Origin of the sequence: Streptomyces rugosispiralis (genome assembly GCF_024505145.1) — a bacterium.
Lineage (GTDB): Bacteria > Actinomycetota > Actinomycetes > Streptomycetales > Streptomycetaceae > Streptomyces > Streptomyces rugosispiralis.
Genome location: NZ_JANIAA010000020.1, coordinates 93,305 through 111,078, shown reverse-complemented (window position 1 = coordinate 111,078; position 17,774 = coordinate 93,305). Strand labels below are relative to the sequence as shown.

The following is a 17,774-nucleotide window of genomic DNA, read 5'->3' as shown; positions in this document are numbered from 1 at the left end:
ACGGCGGTGGCCGCGGCATCGCGCCGTGGCCACCGCCCGCTCATCCGCGCCGGTTTAGTAGTACGAGTACGGCAGCGTGAGACGGTCCTTACGAGTGAGCCGGGCGAAGAGCGCTCCGGTGAGGATCAGCTTGCGCATGGCGAACACCTCCCTCTCGTTGGGGGCCGGAGGCAGTGGGGTCACTGTTCCGACATGCGCTAGACAGTAAATATCTGACGCAGAACTATCAAGAGTTGACAATTTTCATCAGAAGGTAGTGGATCGCTTAATTCCTTTTACTCGGTGGGTTATCCACGTTTACCAGTAATCGAAAGGTCCTTCATTGTGTGAGTTCGCTTATGATCGCGACGTGTCACAGAACGACCTTCAGCGCATCATCGACTTCCGGATCTCCTTCGCCCGTCGGCAGGCCGGTGAAGTGCGGGAGGTGCCGGGCGGTTTTCTGGTGCTGCACCGGGAGTACGAACGCTCCCATGAGCACAATCAGCTCCACATCACCGGGCCCGCCGACCCCGAGGGGCTGCCCGAACTCGCCGACGAGGTCATGGCCTTCCTGCCGCACCGCCGGATCACGGTCCATGACGAGGCCCTGGGGCTGCTCTCCGTGCCCGCGCTCGAACGGGCCGGGTACACCCATGTCACCGAGGTGCTGCTGGCCCACACCGGGCCGGTGCCGGGGGCCGGGGCGGCCGATGTGGTCGAGCGGGAGCTGGGTCCTGAGCCGCACGGGCTGCTGCGGCGGGCGGTGACGGCGCAGCAGTGGCGGTGGATGCCGGACGCGGACGAGAAGACCGTGCACGACCTCGTGGAGCGGCGCACCGCCCGGCGGGCCGGGGCCGAGGAGGTGCTCTTCCTCGCCGCCCACGACGACACCGGTGAGATCGCCTCCTGGGCCGATCTGTATCTGGAGCCCGCCGCCGGGGTCGCCCAGATCGAGGAGGTGGCGACCGGCGAGCCGTATCTGCGCCGCGGCTACGGCGACGCCGTCCTGGCCGGCGCGCTGCGCCGCGCGGCCGCCGCGGGGTGTGCGCTGCGGTTCCTCGTCGCCGACCAGGACGACTGGCCGCTGAGCTGGTACGGCCGCCGCGGGTTCACCGCCGTCGGGCGGACGCATTCCTTCTCGCGGTTCTGATACCGAACCGTCGGTCCGGCACGGCTCCTTGTGCGGTACGGCCGGTCCGGCACGGCTCCTTGTGCGGTACGGCCGGTCCGTCACGGCTCCTTGTGCGGCACGGCCTCCGACTCCGCCGCGAGCAGCGCCGGGTCCAGCACCACGTCCTCCTCGCGGGCCTCGAGCGTCGGGTCCTCCGGGAAGTGGCAGGCGGACAGGTGGCCCTCGCGGTTGCCGTCCAGGCGGATGAGCGGCGGTTCCTCCCGCGCGCACTTGTCCTGGGCCTTCCAGCAGCGGGTGCGGAAGCGGCAGCCGGAGGGCGGGTTGATGGGGGAGGGGACGTCCCCGGCGAGCCGGATGCGCTCGCGGCGGGCGGTCCCCACGGCGTCCGGGCCGTCCGCCGCCTCCTCGGCCATCACCACCGCCGCGTCCGGCACCGCGGACAGCAGCGCGTGGGTGTACGGGTGACGGGGGCGGTGGTAGATGGAGTCGCGGTCGCCCACCTCGACCACCTTGCCCAGGTACATCACGGCGACGCGCTGCGAGAAGTGGCGTACGACGGCGAGGTCATGGGCGATGAACAGGAAGGCGATGCCCAGCTCCCGCTGGAGCTTCTGGAGCAGATTGACGACCTGCGCCTGGATGGAGACGTCCAGCGCCGAGACCGGCTCGTCGGCGACGATCAGCTTGGGCTCCAGGGCGAGCGCGCGGGCCACCCCGATGCGCTGGCGCTGGCCGCCGGAGAACTCGTGCGGGAAGCGGTTGTAGTGCTCGGGGTTGAGGCCCACGATCTCCAGCAGTTCGCGCACCCGGGCCTCGCGGCCGCCCGTCGGCTCGATGCCGTTGATCTCCATGGGGCCGGAGATGATGGTGCCGACGGTCTGCCGGGGGTTCAGCGAGGAGTACGGATCCTGGAAGATCATCTGGATCTCGGAGCGGATCGGGGCGAGCTCCTTACGGCCCGCGTGGGTGATGTCCCGGCCCCGGTAGGTGATCCTGCCGCTGGTGGGTTCCAGCAGCCGGGTCAGCAGCCGGCCCGTGGTGGACTTGCCGCAGCCGGACTCGCCGACCAGCCCGAAGCTCTCCCCGGCGTGCACGGTCAGATCGACCCCGTCCACCGCCTGCACGGCCCCGACCTTCCGCTTGAACGGAAAGCCGCCCATGATCGGGAAGTGTTTGGTCAGCCGCTCGGTGACCAGGAGGGGTTCGGGTGTCCCCGACTCGATGCTCATGCGTCAGCGCTCCTAAGCCCTGGTCCCTAGCCCAGCCGGGGCTTGATCTGCTCGGTGAAGAGGGTCTGTTTCCGCTCGGCGCCCAGATGGCAGGCGGCGCCGCGGCCGTCCGGCAGCGCCGGCCGCTCGGTGGCGCAGCGATCGCCCGCCACCTGGTCGGTGTAGCGGCACCGCGGGTGGAACGGGCAGCCCGGCGGGGGGCTGAGCAGGCTCGGCGGGGAGCCGGGTATGGGGCTCAGCGGCTCGTCCACGGCGGAGGTCAGCCGCGGCATGGAGCCCAGCAGCCCCCAGGTGTACGGGTGCTGGGGCGCCCGCAGCACCTCGCGGACCGTACCGCGCTCCACGGCCCGGCCCGCGTACATCACCAGCAGGTCGTCGGCGGTGTTGGCCACCACGCCCAGGTCATGGGTGATGAGGATGATCGCGGAGCCGAACTCCTGCTGGAGGTCCTTCAGCAGATCCAGGATCTGGGCCTGGACGGTGACGTCGAGGGCGGTGGTCGGCTCGTCGGCGATCAGCAGATCGGGGTCGCAGACCAGCGACATCGCGATCATCGCGCGCTGCCGCATCCCGCCGGAGAACTGGTGCGGATAGTCGTCCACCCGCAGCCGCGGATTGGGGATGCCGACCTTCTCCAGCATCTGGATCGCCCGGGAGCGGGCCTCGCTCTTGGAGGCGCCGGTGTGCTTGCGGTACGGCTCGGCTATCTGGCGGCCCACCGTGTAGTACGGCGACAGGGCGGTCAGCGGGTCCTGGAAGATCATCGCCATGGTGTTGCCGCGCAGCCGCTCCAGGGTGCGCTCGGGCGCGCCGGTCAGCTCCTGCCCGTCCAGCAGGATCTCGCCGCTGACGGTGGTGGTGCGCGGATCGTGCAGGCCCAGCACGGTGAGGTTGGTGACGGACTTGCCGGAGCCGGACTCGCCCACGATGCCGAGCGTCCGGCCGCGTTCGAGGTCGAAGGAGAGGCCGTCCACGGCCTTGACGATCCCGTCCTCGGTGGAGAACCGGACGTACAGGTCGCGTACGGACAGGAAGGCGCCGCCGCCGGGGGCCGGTGGCGGGGTCGCGCCGTCGTCGGGCTTGGTGAGTGTGGTCATCTCGGCAGCTCCGGGTCTCATCAGGCGAGGCGCACGCGCGGGTCGATGAAGGCGTAGGCGGCGTCGACCAGGATGTTGAACACCACGATGGCCGCGGAGCTGACCAGCATCACGCCCATCAGCATCGGCAGATCGGTGAGCTGGACGGACTCCACCGCCAGCCGTCCGATGCCGTGCAGGGTGAAGGTGTACTCGGTGACCATGGCCCCGCCGAGGAGCGATCCGAGGTCGATGCCGAAGATGGTGATGATGGGGGCGATGGCGCCGCGCCAGGCGTAGCGGAAGAAGACCGTACGGCTGGAGAGCCCCTTGGCCCTCGCCGTGCGGACATGGTCCTCCTGTAGCTGTTCGACCATCTGGGAGCGGGTCATCCGGCTGTAGTTGGCCATGAAGATCAGCGAGAGCACCACCCAGGGCAGCAGCATTCCGCTGAACCACTTCGCCGGATTATCGGTGAAGGGGTAGTAGGCGGGCTGGTCCATGATTCCAAGACCGCTGACGAACCAGGCCAGGGCGAGCACCCCGACGAAGTAGATCTGCATCGAGGCGCCGAGCAGCGACAGCGAGCTGAAGAACTTGTCGATCCAGGTGCCGCGCCGCCAGGCCGCGATCATGCCGATGCCGATTCCGCAGACCAGGAAGACGGCGGCGCCGCCGAGGGCGAGCGAGAGGGTGGTCGGGAAGCGGTCGACGATGGTGCTCCAGACCGGCTCCTGGCTGACGAAGGAGTAGCCGAAGCAGGGCGCGGCGCAGTGCCCCACGGCGAAGTCCCGCCCGGCGACGATCCCCACCATGAACTTCCAGTACTGGACCGGCACCGGCTGGTCCAGGCCCAGATTCTTGTTGATCATGGCGAGCGAGGTGGGATCGCAGTTCTTGCCGCAGGCGAGCCGGGCCGGTTCGGCGGGCAGGGCGAAGAAGAGGAAGAACGTGATCGCGCTGATCAGGATCAGGATCACGATCGCGCCGAGGGACCGGCGGGCGAGGAATCTCAACATGACGTCGGTGATCTTCCGCTAGGGGCGGGTCCCGGCCGCGTCCGCCGGGGCGGACGCGGCCGGGTTCTGCGCTGCCTGGGTGCGGCCGCGGCTGCGTGGAGAGGGCGGCTACTTGATGAAGACGGCCGTCGGGTCCACGGCGCCGTAGACCGAGTTGAACTTCACTCCGCCGATACCCGAGCCCCAGAGGGTGAACAGCCGGTTGTAGAAGGTCGGGACGGCGGGGACCTCATCGGTGAGGATCTTCTCGCTGAGCTTGATCCACTCCGAGGTGGCCCGGCTCAGATCGCTGACCTTGGCCACCTTGCCGATCTCGTCGTTGACCGACGGGACGTTGAGGTGCGAGTAGTTCGCGGAGTCGTCGTAGACGTTCTTGCCGTCGTACAGCGGCGGCACCACGGTCGAGGCGGACGGCCAGTCGGCACCCCACGAGGACCGGTACAGGTCGAACTTGTTCTTGACCTTTCCGATCTGGGTGTAATAGGTCGACTGGTCGATCTCCTTCTTCTGCACCTTGAACCCGGCCCGCTCCAGGGCCTGCTGGACGACCACCGAGGCGTCCTGGTGGGTGTCGCCGTTGCCGTAGGCGTAGACGAGCTCGTAGTTCTCCTTGCCCGCCTCCTTCAGCAGCTCCCTGGCCTTCTTGGCGTTGCCGCCGGGGTACTTCTTCTTCTGGAACGGGTCGAACTCGGGGTCGTAGCCCTTGAGCGTGGGGCCGACCAGCCCGCCGCCGATCTCACCGGCCTTCGGACCGCCGAACTGCTGGAGGTACTGACCGCTGGGGAAGGCCCAGGCGATCGCCTCGCGCACCTTCTTGTCCTTGATCCGATCGGTGTTGATCGAAACGACATCCACATAGGGCTGCGTTTCGGTCAGCGACCGGGACATCGCCTCCTTGTCCTTGAGGACCGTGGAGATCTGCGACGGGTCGACCGCGTTGGTCCACGTCATCCCGTTCCGGTCGGCGCCCTTGTCCGCCTGGAGCCGGCGGGTGGAGTCCACCCACTGGTGGCCGAAGGAGACGTCGAACTTGTCGACGTACTGATGGCGTATCGAGTCGGTCTCGGGGTCCCACTTGTCGTTCTTGACGAACTGGATGCCCTTGCCCGGCTTGAAGTTCTGGATCTTGTACGGACCGGAGGCCAGCGGGGCCTTGTCGTACTTCTCCTTGGTGTCCTTGCCCGGCGGCACCGCGCCGATGTTGGGCATCGCGACCGCGAACGGCACCTCGGCGCGCGGCTGGTCGAAGTGGAAGACGACGGTCTTGTCGTCCGGGGTGTCCAGCACCGACTTGGGCAGGTGCTTGCCCTTGTAGGGGCCGTCCGGCAGCGCCTTGCGGTACTTCTGGCCCTCCCCGGAGAGCCACTGCTGGAGATAGGTCGGCCCGTTGGTCTGATACGGCGCGTAGAGCCGCTCGACGGCCTGGCGGACGTCCTTGGAGGTGATGGGCGAGCCGTCCTCGAACTTCAGCCCGTCCTTGAGGGTGTACGTCCAGGTGCGGCCGCCGTCGGAGGACTTGCCGGTGTCGGTGGCGAGGTCGCCGACCAGCTTGGCCTTGCCCGTCTTGTCGTCGAACTGGTAGTTCGTCAGCGTCCGGTTGTAGAGCGTCTGCATGATCAGCTCATCGCTGACATAGATCTGCCCCGGGTCCAGATGCTCGAAGGCGTCCCGCTGCAGCACCGTGACGGTGCCGCCCTTCTTCGCGCCCGGCAGGTCCTTGGCCGGTCCGGTGGAGTCGGCGGCGGTGCCGAGGCTGATGTCCTGGGACTCCATCCTGGGCTCGTTCGAATCCTTCGGATTCGAGCCGCCGCCTCCGCTGCTGCACCCCGCGAGCGCCAGGGCCCCCGCGGCCAGGGCGACGGCGTAGGTACGGGCTCTGCGACTCTTCTTCGCCTGTTCTTCGATGTTCACGTTGCCACTGCACCTGCCTCATCGGACGGAAGACTTGCCGTTCACTGCCTTGGGCCCGCCGGCCCCCCGGTCACCGCGTGGTCTTCGGGTCCATCGCGTCCCGGACCGAGTCCCCGAGCAGGTTGAAGGCGACCACGAAGACCACCATGGCGATGCCGGGGAAGAACATGTAGGTGATGTCGCCCTCGTAGAAGTTCGCGCCCTTGGCGAACATCCGGCCCCAGTCGGGGGTCGGCTCCACCACGCCGACGCCGAGGAAGGACAGCGCCGCCTCCGCCGTCACGAAGTTCGGCAGCATCAGCGTGGACTGCACCAGGATGGGCGTGACGAGGTTGGGCAGCAGCTCCTTGCGGACGATCCGCCAGGGCGAGGCGCCGGTCACCCTGGCCGCCTCGACGAACTCACGCTCCCTCAGAGAGAGCACCTGGCCGCGCAGCAGCCGGGCCAGCTGCATCCAGCCCAGCAGCCACAACACCAGCACCAGGGCCGTCACCCGGAAATAGGTGGGCGTCTCCTTCTGCGGGCTGACGAAGATCGCGGTGACCACCGGCATGAACGCGACGAAGAAGAGCTGCTGCGGAAAGGACAGCAGCAGATCGATGAGGCGGCCGAGGAAGTAGTCGGTGCGGCCGCCCATATAGCCCGCCACCACGCCGATCACGATGCCGGTGAGCGTGGACAGCACGGTCGCGGCCAGCCCGATCAGCAGCGAGGTGCGGATGCCGTAGACGAGCTGGGTCAGCACATCGCGGCCCAGCTTGGGCTCGATGCCGAACCAGAACTCGCCGTCGATGCCGCCGTTGGGCTTCATCGGATAGCCGGTGAGGGGGTCCAGCAGCTCGGGCCGGTCCAGCCCGTAGGTGGTGTACGGATCCTTGCCGTACAGCCAGGCGATCACCGGCGCCAGTACGGCGACGGCGAAGAAGAAGACCACCACGCACGCGGAGATCACACCGGTGCGGTCGCGTCTGAAGCGCCGCCACATCAGCTGGCGGGGCGCCAGACCGGCCGGCGCCTCGCTCTCCGTGCCGCCCGGCGCGCTCTTCTCGGCCACGCCGGTCTGGGATGGACTCGTCATCGCCTAGCGTCCCCCCGCACTGGTGTCACACCGTCAACTCGCGTTGTCTATGCGCGTCATGCCGCCGCCCGCTCGCCAGGGTGGTGCATGCGTGTCGGGTTGAGCGGACTTTCGCAATCGGGGAACGGCTCAGTCAAGGGTCCGGCGAGGGTGGATGTGCCGCTCATTCGAACCTTGAGCGAACATTTGGCAGATCGAGGTCCCGGCGTGCTTGACAGGGATCCCCCATGGGGGACAAAGCATGGACTATGGGCAGGAATCGCGTTAACACACAGGCAACTCAACTGTCGCAACACCGATATACGGACGCGTCAGGCTGAACTGCGTACGGCCGTGCGGGTGCCGTGGACCGGCCGGGGCGCGACATGCCGCCCCGGCCGGTCGCACCGGTTCGGGGGTATCGGCCGGCCGTGTCTCCAGGTGGTCTCCGGACGCTCACGATCCGCATTTTTCTTCCACCATCGGTATTTTTCTTCGGCCGACGACGGTTGCCCGGGGTGCGGGGCGGGGGAGACCTACGGCTATGGGGCAGGGACGGATACTCAACAGCGGAGCGCGCGTCTTCGGGGCGCTCGTCTGCGCGGTTCTCGGGCTGATCTCACTGGGATGGATCATCCACGACCTGGACAAGGCCGATGAGGTGAACCATCTGTGGTGGACCTGGGCGGGGCTGCCGTTCCGGGCCACCGGCGGGATCTTCGGCTCCTCCCTGCTCGACCTCGCGCTGCTGCTGGTCTACGCGGTCGTCGGGATGACCGCCCTGCGCTCACCGGCCGCCGCGGGCGCGCTCGGCACGGTCGCGGTGGTGACCGTCGCGGTGCGCCTGCCCAGCCTGTGGAACCTGAACTCCGACTGGCTGCAGGGCATCCCCGGCGATCTCAAGTCCCGGGCGAACGCCAGCGCCTGGGCGCAGGTGGTGCTCGCGGGGCTGCTGCTGGCCGTCGTGGCCGCCGCCCGCCGCCCCGCGGACCTCGCCGCCGCCCCCGGGCAGCCGGTCTCGCCCGCCGACCGGCCGCCGGGCCGCCCCTCGCCCGGGGCGGCGGTCGTCGGCGCGCTGTTCCTGGGCGCCATCGGGGTCGTCATCGCCGCCTGGCAGATCTACTGGGCCCAGGAGCGCGGCTGGGAGATCTACAAATACCTGCTCACCGGCAAGCACACCCTGCCCACCCTGCTCTCGGCGCCGGGTGCGTGGGTCGCGTGGGCGGCGGTGGCGCTGTGCCTGGCCGGAGCGGCCGCCGGGCTCGTGCGCGCCCCGCTGGCGCGCCCGCTGGGGATGGTGGCGGCGGCCCTGGTCATGGCCATGGGGATCAGCGAGGCGTCGCTCTACATCAAGCTGGACTATGTGGACCACCTCAGCGATCTGCCGACGGTGGGCGTGCTCACCGTGCTCACCGGTTTCTTCGAGGCGATCGCGGGGCTGATCGCCCTGCTCGTGCTGGCGCGACGGAGCGTGGAGGAGGGCGCCGGGGGCCTCGGGGGCGCCCCGGCGTACGGCGGCGGCTACGACGGCTATGGCGGCTATGGCGGGGCCTACGACGGCCAGGGGCCCGGGGGCTACGACGGCCAGGGACCCGGGGCCTACGACGCCCAGGGACCCGGGGGTTACGGGGACGGCTCCGGGGCCGGGGGCTACGGCGGCGGCTATGGCGGCGGCTATGGCAACAGCGGCTACGGCGGCGGCGGTTACGCCCCGCCGCCGCCCGCCACTCCGCCGCTGGTGCCCCCGCCGCCCGGCACCCCGCCCGCCGCGCCCCCACCGCCATCCGCGCCTCCGCCGCCGCCACCGGGCTGGTGACGGCGGTTCGTGCCCCGAAGGGGCGCGGGGCTGTGTCGATGTGCGGCTCCGCCGCGTGGGCGCGACAAGCCACGACGGCGCCGCAGACGATCGACTGCGGATCAGGGCACTCACACAGGTCAGGGCACCCCCAGCGGAGCGCTACCGCAGTCCGAGGGACCGCTTGAGGAAGTCCACCTGGAGCAGGAGCAGATTCTCCGCGACCTGCTCCTGCGGGGTCATATGGGTCACCCCGGACAGCGGCAGCACCTCATGCGGACGGCCCGCGGCCAGCAGCGCCGAGGAGAGCCGCAGGGAGTGCGCGGCCACCACGTTGTCGTCCGCCAGTCCGTGGATGATCATCATCGGCCGTACGGTGTCGGCCGCGCCGGACAGCCCCTCGTCGGTCATCAGCGCGTTGGCGGCGTAGACCTCGGGCCGCTCGTCCGGATGGCCCAGATACCGCTCGGTGTAGTGGGTGTCGTACAGCCGCCAGTCCGTCACCGGGGCGCCCACCACGCCCGCGTGGAAGACATCGGGGCGGCGCAGCACCGCCAGCGCGGCCAGATAGCCGCCGTAGGACCAGCCGCGGATGGCCACCCGGCCGAGGTCCAGCGGATAGCGCCCGGCGAGCGCCGTCACCGCCTCGACCTGGTCCTCCAGCGTGACCGCGGCCAGGTCGTCGCGCACCGCCTTCTCCCAGCCGGGGGAGCGGCCGGGGGTGCCGCGGCCGTCGGCGACGACCACCGCGAAGCCCTGGTCGGCGAACCACTGCGAGGTGAGATGGGCGTTGTGCGAGGCGACCACCCGCTGGCCGTGCGGCCCGCCGTAGGGGTCCATCAGGACCGGCAGCGGTCCGTCGCCCTCCTGATAGCCGCTGGGCAGCAGTACGGCACACGGGATGTCCCGCTTGCCCGCGAAGACGAGCTCGGGGCGGGCGGTGATGACGGGCTTCTCCGGATAGGCGGCGAGCCCGGCGATGCGCTCGGCCGCGCCGTGGTCGGCGGGCCGGAGGAGCTCCACGCTCACCCCGGGCCGCTCCAGCCCCGTGTACGACAGCGCGACCACCTCACCGCCGCGCACGGCGGAGTGGACCGCGGGGAAGGGCCGCTTGCCGACCGGCTCCCAGCCGCCCTGGTCGCCGCTGCCCCGGAACCAGGCGCGGTGGACGGCGATCTCGCCCGGCTGCTCGGGCAGCGGGGCACCGGCCCCGGGGGAGGCGGAGAACAGCACGTCGTCCGTGCCGATGTCGAGGACCGCGCGCACCTGCAGGGCGCCGGAGGTCAGCTTGCGGTCGCCGACCATCAGGACCCGGGCGCCCCCTTCGTCCGCGATGCGGACGAGCCGTCCGTCTTCGGTCCAGGCCGGCACCCCGGGGAAAAGATCCAGCCAAACCGCGTCCTCGTCCACATGGACCGTGCTGGTCCGGCCGGTGTCGGTGTCCACGGCCAGGTAGAGCTGGCTGCGCTGGTCCCTGGCCTGGACCAGAAGCAGCGGCGGACCGTAGGCCGACCAATGCACCCGGGCGAGGTACGGGTAGCGCTCCCGGTCCCACTCGATCTCCGTACGGGAGCCGTCCAGACCGAGCAGAACCAGCCGCACCTCCGCGTTGGCGGTGCCCGCGGCGGGATAGGCCACCTCCGCGGGCTCCCGGCCGGGGTGGGCGGGGTCGGCGATCCACCAGCGCCGTACGGGGGACTCGTCGGCGCGGGCGGCCAGCAGGGCGTCGCTCCGCGGCGACCACCAGAAGCCGCGTGCGCGGTCCATCTCCTCGGCCGCGATGAACTCCGCGAGACCGTAGGTGACGGAGTCCCCCTCCGGCTCGGCGAGCGCCCGGTCCCCCGCGCCGTCCGCGCCCGTCACCCGCAGTGCCCCGCCCGCCGCGTAGGCGATGTGGCGGCCGTCGGGCGAGGGGCGCGGGTCCACGACCGGGCCGGGGACGCGCAGCTCGCGGGTGCTGCCCGTGGGCAGCTCGGTGGTGAACAGCCGCCCCGAGAGGGCGAAGGCGGCCCGCTCGACCGCGGCGTCCACCGCGTAGCCGACCACCCCGGCCGACCCCTCGCGGCTGCGTTCGCGCCGCGCCCGCTCCTCGGGGGACAGCTCCTCGTCGGCGCCGCCGAGCAGCTCGGCCGGGTCGGCGGCGGGGTACTCGCGCCGCTCGGCGAGGTCGTACACCCACAACAGGCCGGTCCGGTCGGTGCCCGAGCGGGAGCGCAGGAAGACGACGCGTGAATCGTCGGGGGCCACGGCGAGGGACCGCGGTGTCCCGAGGGTGAAGCGTTGGGTGCGCGCGTGCTGCCGTGGGAACGAGAGCTGTCCGGTCATAGGGGGAGCGTACGGCCCAGGATCATCGCGAGGGAGGGTACGGATCAGTAGGCCGGGCGGGCGTTGCCCCCGGCACGGTTCGGCCGGGACGGCACCGGTGCCAAGCGGCCCCGGGCGATGGCGAGATGGCGCATAACCAACGAGAATTCGCCCCCGGGGCCGGGAAGTTCGTGCGATCAGGCATGCGCCCCTGTCATGCTCCCGTGCACCGAGTCGTGTGCGCACCGCCATAGTTATGATCGATTGCGCATAGTGGGTAGCCCCCCTGTGGCATCAATATGTTGTCCGTCCGAGTGCGTGTACCTGGAGGTGAGCCGCTGTGGCGCTCTCGATCTCGATGTCAGTGCTGCTGCTGATCATCGTCTTCATGCTCGTGAACAAGGCAGGACTGAAGGCGGTTCATGCGGTCGTCTGTGTCCTCCTCGGCTTCTACCTGGCCAGTTCATCGGTCGCTCCGACGATCGACGACCTCACCACCAACGTGGCGGACATGATCGGCGGCGTGAAGATCTGACCCCGAGCGGGGCCGGGGCGTGCGACCCATGGGCACGTGTGTGCGAATCGTAGGCTGTGCCCATGACCGTTCTTCCCGCCCGTCGTCTGCTGCTGGTGCACGCACATCCGGACGACGAGTCGATCAATAACGGCGCGACCATGGCGAAGTATGCCGCCGAGGGCGCACACGTCACCCTGGTGACCTGCACCCTCGGTGAGGAGGGCGAGGTCATCCCGCCTGCCCTCGCGCATCTCGCCGCCGACCGCGACGACGCGCTCGGCCCGCACCGGATCGGCGAACTCGCCGCGGCCATGGACGCCTTGGGGGTCGAGGACCACCGCTTCCTGGGTGGGCCCGGCCGCTATCGCGACTCCGGAATGATGGGCGCCCCGCAGAACGACCGGCCGGACTGTTTCTGGCGGGCCGACCTGGACGAGGCCGCCGGGCATCTGGTGGCCGTGGTCCGCGAGATCCGGCCACAGGTCCTGGTGGCGTACGACACCAATGGGGGCTACGGCCACCCCGATCACATCCAGGCGCACCGCGTGGCGATGCGCGCCGTGGAACTGGCCGCCGATCCCGGCTTCCGTCCCGACCTCGGCGAGCCGCACGACATCGCCAAGGTCTACTGGAACTGCGTACCGCGCTCGGCCGTCGAGGAGGGCTTCGCCCGGCTGCGGGCCGAGGGCCGTGACTCCCTCTTCCCCGGCGTCGCCTCGGTGGACGACGTCCCCGGGGTCGTGGACGACGCGGACGTCACCGCGTTCATCGACGGCGTCCCCTACACCGCGGCGAAGGCCGCGGCGATGCGCGCCCACATCACCCAGATCGCGGTGGACGGACCCTTCTTCGCGCTCTCCAACGAACTGGTCCAGCCGATGTTCCTCCATGAGCACTACCGGCTCGTCAAGGGCGAGGCCGGCGCGGACCGCGAGGACGACCTGTTCGCGGGGGTGGCGGCATGACGGCCCCGCGCCTGGGCGGATACGCCCTGCTCGCGGTGGCCGGGGTGCTGGTGGGCGCCGCGGGCGCGCTGGTCCAAGCCGCGTGGTTCCCCGGCGGGTTGCTGCTCGCGCTGCTCGCGGTCGCGGGCCTGTGCTACGGCGGGGTCAAGGTCATGGGTGCCCGGATGGGCGGCGGAGTGCCCGCGGGGGCCTGGACGGTGGCCGTGTTGCTGCTCACTTCCTCCCGTCCGGAAGGGGATTTCCTTTTCGGCGCCGGGCTGGGGTCGTACGCTTTCCTCCTCGGCGGGATGTTCATCGGTGTGATGTGTGCCACGCTGCCTCTGGTGCCGCAACCTCCTGGCCCGCCGGTCCGACTTGGTAAGTGACGTGACGTTTTCGGCGCGACGTCCCCGGCACTCGGAGGCCCTTCGGGTACACGGCGAAGGGTGCGCCTCGGGCGTACCGGATGCGGTGATCCGGCGGCCGTCAAGTGCGCGTCCGCACCGCCCAGTATGGTGGTGCCGCCGCCGAGCCGCCCGCGCGAGGTCTGACGGGCGGCGGAGCTAACTGGGAGAACCTGCTTTGAGCCGTGAATCTGACAGTTCGTCCTCCGGGCCCCGGGAGGGAAGCGGCGGTGCCGCCTACCCGTCGGGCACCCCGCCGTACGGATCCCGCCAGTACCCCTCGCCGAACCCCACACAGGAGGCCCCGCGGGGTGCCGCCGAGGATGGGCAGGCGCGTGCCGCGGCCAAGCCGGAGGAGCCGAAGACCGAGACCACGCTGACGACCCGGATCAAGATCAACATTCCGGGGTCGCGGCCCATCCCGCCGGTGGTCATGCGCACGCCCGTCGCGGAGGACGGCGTGCCCGCGCCGCGCTCCGGCGGGGACGACGAGGCCCCCGAGCGCACCAGCGCCCTGCCCCGGGTCGACTTCACGCCGACGCCGGAGCGCGGAGTGCCGGCCGAGCCCGGCGAGGCCACCGAGAGCCGGGAGCGGAAGAGCGGCAAGGGCGACGGCGAGCGGACCAGCGACTGGTTCTCGCCCCGTAGGCCCAGAAGCGGCTCGTCGGCCACCGGCAGCACTCCGAAGCCGCCGGTGCCCCCGGACACCACCCAGGGGTTCCCCGCACCCGACACCACCCAGGGGTTCCCCGCACCCGACACCACACAGGGATTCCCTTCCCCGGAGACCACCCAGGGATTCCCCTCGCCGGAGACCACTCAGGGTTTCCCGGCGCCCGACACCACTCAGGGTTTCCCGGTGCCGCAGCAGGGCGGCGGCCCCGTCGCCGATCTGCCGTACTTCACCGATGCCCAGGCCCCGTCCGGCCACCCCGAGCCGACCGGGCCCACCACCGGCCCGGTCACCGGCGACATGTACATGCCGCCGTCCGGCTCCGGTGCGGGCCCGCGCGACAGCGACCTGCTGGCCCCGCCGGGACCGGGCCCCGCGGGCGGCCCGTACGGCGGTGACCCGCAGACGCCTCCGGGCGGTGTGGGCCCGCTGGCCGGGGGCGGCCCGGCCGGTCAGCCGCCGACCCCGCCGGGCGGCTCGCCGCTGTCCGGCAGCCTCGGCGCCACCACCGGCGTGGGACCGCTGGCCGACCCCGCTACGGGCCCCGCCGACGGCCTCGGAGCCGATCCGGCCCCCTCGCTGTTCCGTGACCCCGAGCCCACGCCGACCGGCGGTGTGCCGCCCGAGCAGATCTCCAGCGACACGCTGGTCAGCGGGGTGCCCGTGGTGCCCTCGGCCGAGGGCCGGGCCAAGCCGCCGTCCCCGCCCGCCCCGGGCGGCCCCGGGGCCCCGGCGCCCGGCGGCGACAGCGCCCCGGCGCCGTCCGCCCCGAAGGCCGGTAAGCCCAAGAAGAAGGGCCGGTCCAAGGTCGTCCTGGCCGGGGGCCTGCTGTTCGTGATCGCGGGCGGGGCCTACGCGGCCGGTCTGGTGATGAACCACGCCGATGTGCCGAACGGCACCACCGTCCTCGGCGTCGACATCGGCGGCACCTCCAAGGAGGTCGCCGTCGACAAGCTGGACACCGCGCTGGGCAAGCGCACCACCGCCCCGCTGACGGTGTCGGTCGACGGCCAGGAGAAGGAGATCAAGCCCTCCGTCGCGGGCCTGGCGCTCGACACCGAGGCCACGGTCCGGGATGTCGCGGGCCGGGACTACAACCCGGTCACCGTGATCGGCTCGCTCTTCGGCGGCACCCATGAGGCCGACCCGGCGGTCACCGTGGACGAGGAGAAGCTGCGGGACGCCCTGGAACGGCTCGCGGGCGACTCCGGCACGGCCCGCGAGGGCGGCATCAGCTTCACCTCCGGCAAGGCCGTCCCGGTGTACGGCAAGGAGGGCAAGGGGCTGGACGTGGACAAGGCGGTCAAGGCCGTCTCGGACGGGTTCCGGCTGCGCGCCGAGACCGGCCAGAACAAGGCCATCACCCTGCCGGTCACCGTCAAGCGCCCCACGGTCAGCAAGGCCGAGGTGGACCGGAAGCTGAAGACCTTCGCCGAGCCCGCGATGTCGGGGCTGGTCACCGTGCAGACGGACGCCCAGCACTCGATCCCGTTCGGCCCGGACAAGTCGCTGCCGAAGATCCTCTCCATGCGGGTGGTCGACGGCAAGCTGGTGGAGCACTACGACCTGGCCGTCCTCAAGCAGCTCTACGGCAGCACCTTCGACGGCGTTCTGCTCGAGCGGGGCGACGGCTCCAAGAAGCCCGTCACCCCGGAGGACGTGGAGTCCGCGCTGCGCCAGGCGCTGCTCGGCAAGACGTCCAGCGAGCGCATCGGCATCGTCGGCAAGGACAACTGACCGGCCCGTCACACGCGGTCGGACGACGACGCGGCCCCCGCCCGGCACCGGGCGGGGGCCGCGGTCCGTCCGCCGGTCCGCGGGGCCGTGTCACGCCCCGGCCCATGACATCTGTCATCTCCAGGTCACGACCGCCGACACTGCCGGGCACACCCCGCCCTCGGCCAGTCTTGTGGCCATGACCGCAACGACCGCTGTTTCCGCCCCCGGCGCCGGGGCCGCCACCACGGGCGCCCCGCCCGTGGTCCGCTTCGAGAAGGTGAACAAGTCCTACGGCACCGTGCGCGCCGTGACCGATCTCGAACTCACCCTGTACCCGGGGGAGACCGTCGCCCTGCTGGGCCCCAACGGCGCCGGCAAGTCCTCCAGCCTCGATCTGCTGCTCGGCCTGCGCCAACCCGACTCGGGCAGGGTGGAGGTCTTCGGCACCACCCCGCGCCAGGCCATCGTCCGCGGCCGGGTCGGCGCGATGCTCCAGAGCGGCGCCCTGATGGAGGAGGTGACGGTCCGCGAGCTGGTGGGGCTGGCCTGCGATCTGCACCCCAAGGGCCATCCGGTGGACGAGGTGCTGGAGCGGGCGGGGATCACCGAGATCGCCTCCCGCAAGGTGAACAAGCTCTCCGGCGGTCAGGAGCAGCGGGTCCGCTTCGCGTTCGCCACCGCCGGGGCCTCCGATCTGATCGTGCTGGACGAGCCCACGACCGGTATGGACGTCTCGTCCCGGCAGACCTTCTGGGGCGCGATGCGGGAGCAGGCGAGGCAGGGCCGCGCCATCCTGTTCGCCACCCACTACCTCGAAGAGGCCGACGCCGTCGCCGACCGGGTGATCGTGCTGCACCGCGGCCGGGTGCTGGCCGACGGCTCCTCCGCCGAGATCAAGGCGATGGCCGGGGCCCGGCGGATCTCCTTCGAGCTGGACGGGCCGGTCGACGAGCCGGCGCTGCGCGCCCTGCCCGCGCTGACCGGGATCGAGATTTCGGGGCGTACCGTACGGATACGGTCCACCGACGCGGACGCGACCGTCCACGCGGTCTACGGGCTCGGGCTCTATCCGCGCGGCCTGGAGGTCACCGGCCTCGGCCTGGAGCAGGCATTTCTCGCCATCACCGACGCCGCGACGGCAGACGAGGAGTCCGCACGATGAAGACGCTGGTCAAGCTGGAGATCGTGCGGACCCTGCGCAACCGCAAGTTCATGTTCTTCACGATCGTCTATCCGTCCGCGCTCTTCCTGCTGATCGCGGGCAGCACCGACGCCCACGACCAGGTGCCCGGCACTCGGCTGTCGATGCCGCTCTACTACATGGTCGCGATGGCCTCCTTCGGGGCGCTGACCGCCGGGCTGATGGGCAACGGCGAGCGGATCGCCAAGGAGCGCGAGGGCGGCTGGACCCGGCAGCTGAGGCTCACCCCGCTGCCCGGCCGCGGCTATGTGGCGGCCAAGATCGCCGTGGGTGCGGTGGCCACCCTGCCGTCGATCGTGATCGTCTTCGTGGTGGCCGCCGTCGCCAAGGGCGTACGGCTGGACGCCCTCTGGGAGTGGCCCGCGCTGACCGCCGCGATCTGGGCGGGCTCCCTGGTCTTCGCCGCGCTCGGGGTGGCCATCGGGTATCTGGCGAGCGGCGACGCGGTACGGCCGCTGACGATGATCATCTACTTCGGTCTGTCGATCCTCGGCGGGCTGTGGATGCCCACCACGTCCTATCCGGACTGGCTGCGGAACATCGGCGACTATCTGCCCACCCACGCCTACACCGCGCTCGGCCAGGCGATCGAGCTGGGCGGCGCCCCGCACGCCAAGGACGTGGCGCTGCTCATCGGCTACCTCGCGGTCTTCGCGGGCGGCGCGGCATGGCTGTACCGCAAGGACACCCGTAAGGCTTGATGGACGCCGTAAGGCGGGCGGGAAACCCGTAAGGCGGGCGGGAAACCCGGGAAACCGGTAAGGCGCCCGGGAGACCCGTAAGGCGTGAGGCGCACCCGCAAGGCGTGAAA

15 protein-coding genes are annotated in these 17,774 nt (G+C 70.8%); 8 read left to right on the top strand and 7 right to left on the bottom strand.

The genetic code is table 11. The features are described from left to right. Positions 1-54 precede the first annotated feature (54 nt). Complete coding sequence (locus NP777_RS26805; protein ID WP_256652746.1) at positions 55-183, bottom strand: cittilin family RiPP precursor; 129 nt, start codon at positions 181-183, stop codon at positions 55-57. 166 nt (positions 184-349) lie between these two features. On the opposite strand from NP777_RS26805, the gene NP777_RS26800 reads away from it, so the two are divergent. Next, positions 350-1,132 (top strand): GNAT family N-acetyltransferase, encoded by a 783-nt coding sequence (locus NP777_RS26800; RefSeq protein WP_256652745.1) that lies wholly within the window; start codon positions 350-352, stop codon positions 1,130-1,132. Between the two features lie 80 nt (positions 1,133-1,212). Here NP777_RS26800 and NP777_RS26795 read toward each other — a convergent pair whose 3' ends face one another. From NP777_RS26795 to NP777_RS26775, 5 genes are all read right to left on the bottom strand, one after another. After that, positions 1,213-2,343, bottom strand: coding sequence for an ABC transporter ATP-binding protein (locus tag NP777_RS26795; protein WP_256652744.1), 1,131 nt, complete (start codon positions 2,341-2,343; stop codon positions 1,213-1,215). Between the two features lie 26 nt (positions 2,344-2,369). Then, positions 2,370-3,440, bottom strand: coding sequence for an ABC transporter ATP-binding protein (locus NP777_RS26790; protein WP_256652743.1), 1,071 nt, complete (start codon positions 3,438-3,440; stop codon positions 2,370-2,372). A gap of 20 nt (positions 3,441-3,460) precedes the next feature. Next, complete coding sequence (locus NP777_RS26785; RefSeq protein ID WP_256652742.1) at positions 3,461-4,438, bottom strand: ABC transporter permease; 978 nt, start codon at positions 4,436-4,438, stop codon at positions 3,461-3,463. A 108-nt stretch (positions 4,439-4,546) separates the two neighbouring features. Then, complete coding sequence (locus NP777_RS26780; RefSeq protein ID WP_256652741.1) at positions 4,547-6,349, bottom strand: ABC transporter substrate-binding protein; 1,803 nt, start codon at positions 6,347-6,349, stop codon at positions 4,547-4,549. Positions 6,350-6,419: 70 nt separating this feature from the next. Further along, positions 6,420-7,427, bottom strand: a complete 1,008-nt coding sequence (locus NP777_RS26775; RefSeq protein ID WP_256652740.1) for an ABC transporter permease — start codon at positions 7,425-7,427, stop codon at positions 6,420-6,422. A 523-nt stretch (positions 7,428-7,950) separates the two neighbouring features. On the opposite strand from NP777_RS26775, the gene NP777_RS26770 reads away from it, so the two are divergent. Then, positions 7,951-9,222 (top strand): hypothetical protein, encoded by a 1,272-nt coding sequence (locus NP777_RS26770; protein WP_256652739.1) that lies wholly within the window; start codon positions 7,951-7,953, stop codon positions 9,220-9,222. 141 nt (positions 9,223-9,363) lie between these two features. Here NP777_RS26770 and NP777_RS26765 read toward each other — a convergent pair whose 3' ends face one another. Continuing rightward, positions 9,364-11,526, bottom strand: coding sequence for a S9 family peptidase (locus tag NP777_RS26765; RefSeq protein ID WP_256652738.1), 2,163 nt, complete (start codon positions 11,524-11,526; stop codon positions 9,364-9,366). Positions 11,527-11,845: 319 nt separating this feature from the next. Here NP777_RS26765 and NP777_RS26760 point away from each other — a divergent pair, with 319 nt between their 5' ends. The 6 genes from NP777_RS26760 (at position 11,846) to NP777_RS26735 (ending at position 17,664) form a co-directional block, all read left to right on the top strand. Beyond that, the gene (locus NP777_RS26760) at positions 11,846-12,040 is read left to right on the top strand and encodes a hypothetical protein (protein ID WP_069864354.1); all 195 of its coding nucleotides are present in this window, start codon (positions 11,846-11,848) and stop codon (positions 12,038-12,040) included. A 62-nt stretch (positions 12,041-12,102) separates the two neighbouring features. After that, a complete protein-coding gene (gene mshB / locus NP777_RS26755) occupies positions 12,103-12,987 on the top strand; it encodes an N-acetyl-1-D-myo-inositol-2-amino-2-deoxy-alpha-D-glucopyranoside deacetylase (RefSeq protein WP_256652737.1) in 885 nt (294 codons plus the stop codon). After that, positions 12,984-13,352: a DUF6113 family protein gene (locus NP777_RS26750; RefSeq protein ID WP_164429900.1), complete on the top strand. Its 369-nt coding sequence runs from the start codon at positions 12,984-12,986 to the stop codon at positions 13,350-13,352. Before mshB ends, NP777_RS26750 begins: the two co-directional genes overlap by 4 nt. Positions 13,353-13,548: 196 nt before the next feature. Continuing rightward, the gene (locus NP777_RS26745) at positions 13,549-15,780 is read left to right on the top strand and encodes a hypothetical protein (RefSeq protein WP_256652736.1); all 2,232 of its coding nucleotides are present in this window, start codon (positions 13,549-13,551) and stop codon (positions 15,778-15,780) included. 178 nt (positions 15,781-15,958) lie between these two features. Continuing rightward, entirely contained in the window at positions 15,959-16,924 is a 966-nt protein-coding gene (locus NP777_RS26740; RefSeq protein WP_256652735.1) for an ABC transporter ATP-binding protein, read from the top strand. Next, on the top strand, positions 16,921-17,664 hold the full coding sequence (locus tag NP777_RS26735; protein ID WP_256652734.1) for an ABC transporter permease: 744 nt from the start codon (positions 16,921-16,923) through the stop codon (positions 17,662-17,664). The genes NP777_RS26740 and NP777_RS26735 overlap by 4 nt, the downstream gene beginning before the upstream one ends. Positions 17,665-17,774 lie beyond the last annotated feature (110 nt).

What these genes read in the sequence shown, in the direction of transcription:
- NP777_RS26795 (WP_256652744.1), bottom strand. Translation starts at nt 2,343, where the DNA reads ATGAGCATCGAGTCGGGGACACCCGAACCCCTCCTGGTCACCGAGCGG.
- NP777_RS26790 (WP_256652743.1), bottom strand. Translation starts at nt 3,440, where the DNA reads ATGACCACACTCACCAAGCCCGACGACGGCGCGACCCCGCCACCGGCC.
- NP777_RS26785 (WP_256652742.1), bottom strand. Translation starts at nt 4,438, where the DNA reads ATGTTGAGATTCCTCGCCCGCCGGTCCCTCGGCGCGATCGTGATCCTG.
- NP777_RS26775 (WP_256652740.1), bottom strand. Translation starts at nt 7,427, where the DNA reads ATGACGAGTCCATCCCAGACCGGCGTGGCCGAGAAGAGCGCGCCGGGC.
- NP777_RS26770 (WP_256652739.1), top strand. Translation starts at nt 7,951, where the DNA reads ATGGGGCAGGGACGGATACTCAACAGCGGAGCGCGCGTCTTCGGGGCG.
- NP777_RS26765 (WP_256652738.1), bottom strand. Translation starts at nt 11,526, where the DNA reads ATGACCGGACAGCTCTCGTTCCCACGGCAGCACGCGCGCACCCAACGC.
- mshB (WP_256652737.1), top strand. Translation starts at nt 12,103, where the DNA reads ATGACCGTTCTTCCCGCCCGTCGTCTGCTGCTGGTGCACGCACATCCG.
- NP777_RS26750 (WP_164429900.1), top strand. Translation starts at nt 12,984, where the DNA reads ATGACGGCCCCGCGCCTGGGCGGATACGCCCTGCTCGCGGTGGCCGGG.
- NP777_RS26740 (WP_256652735.1), top strand. Translation starts at nt 15,959, where the DNA reads ATGACCGCAACGACCGCTGTTTCCGCCCCCGGCGCCGGGGCCGCCACC.
- NP777_RS26735 (WP_256652734.1), top strand. Translation starts at nt 16,921, where the DNA reads ATGAAGACGCTGGTCAAGCTGGAGATCGTGCGGACCCTGCGCAACCGC.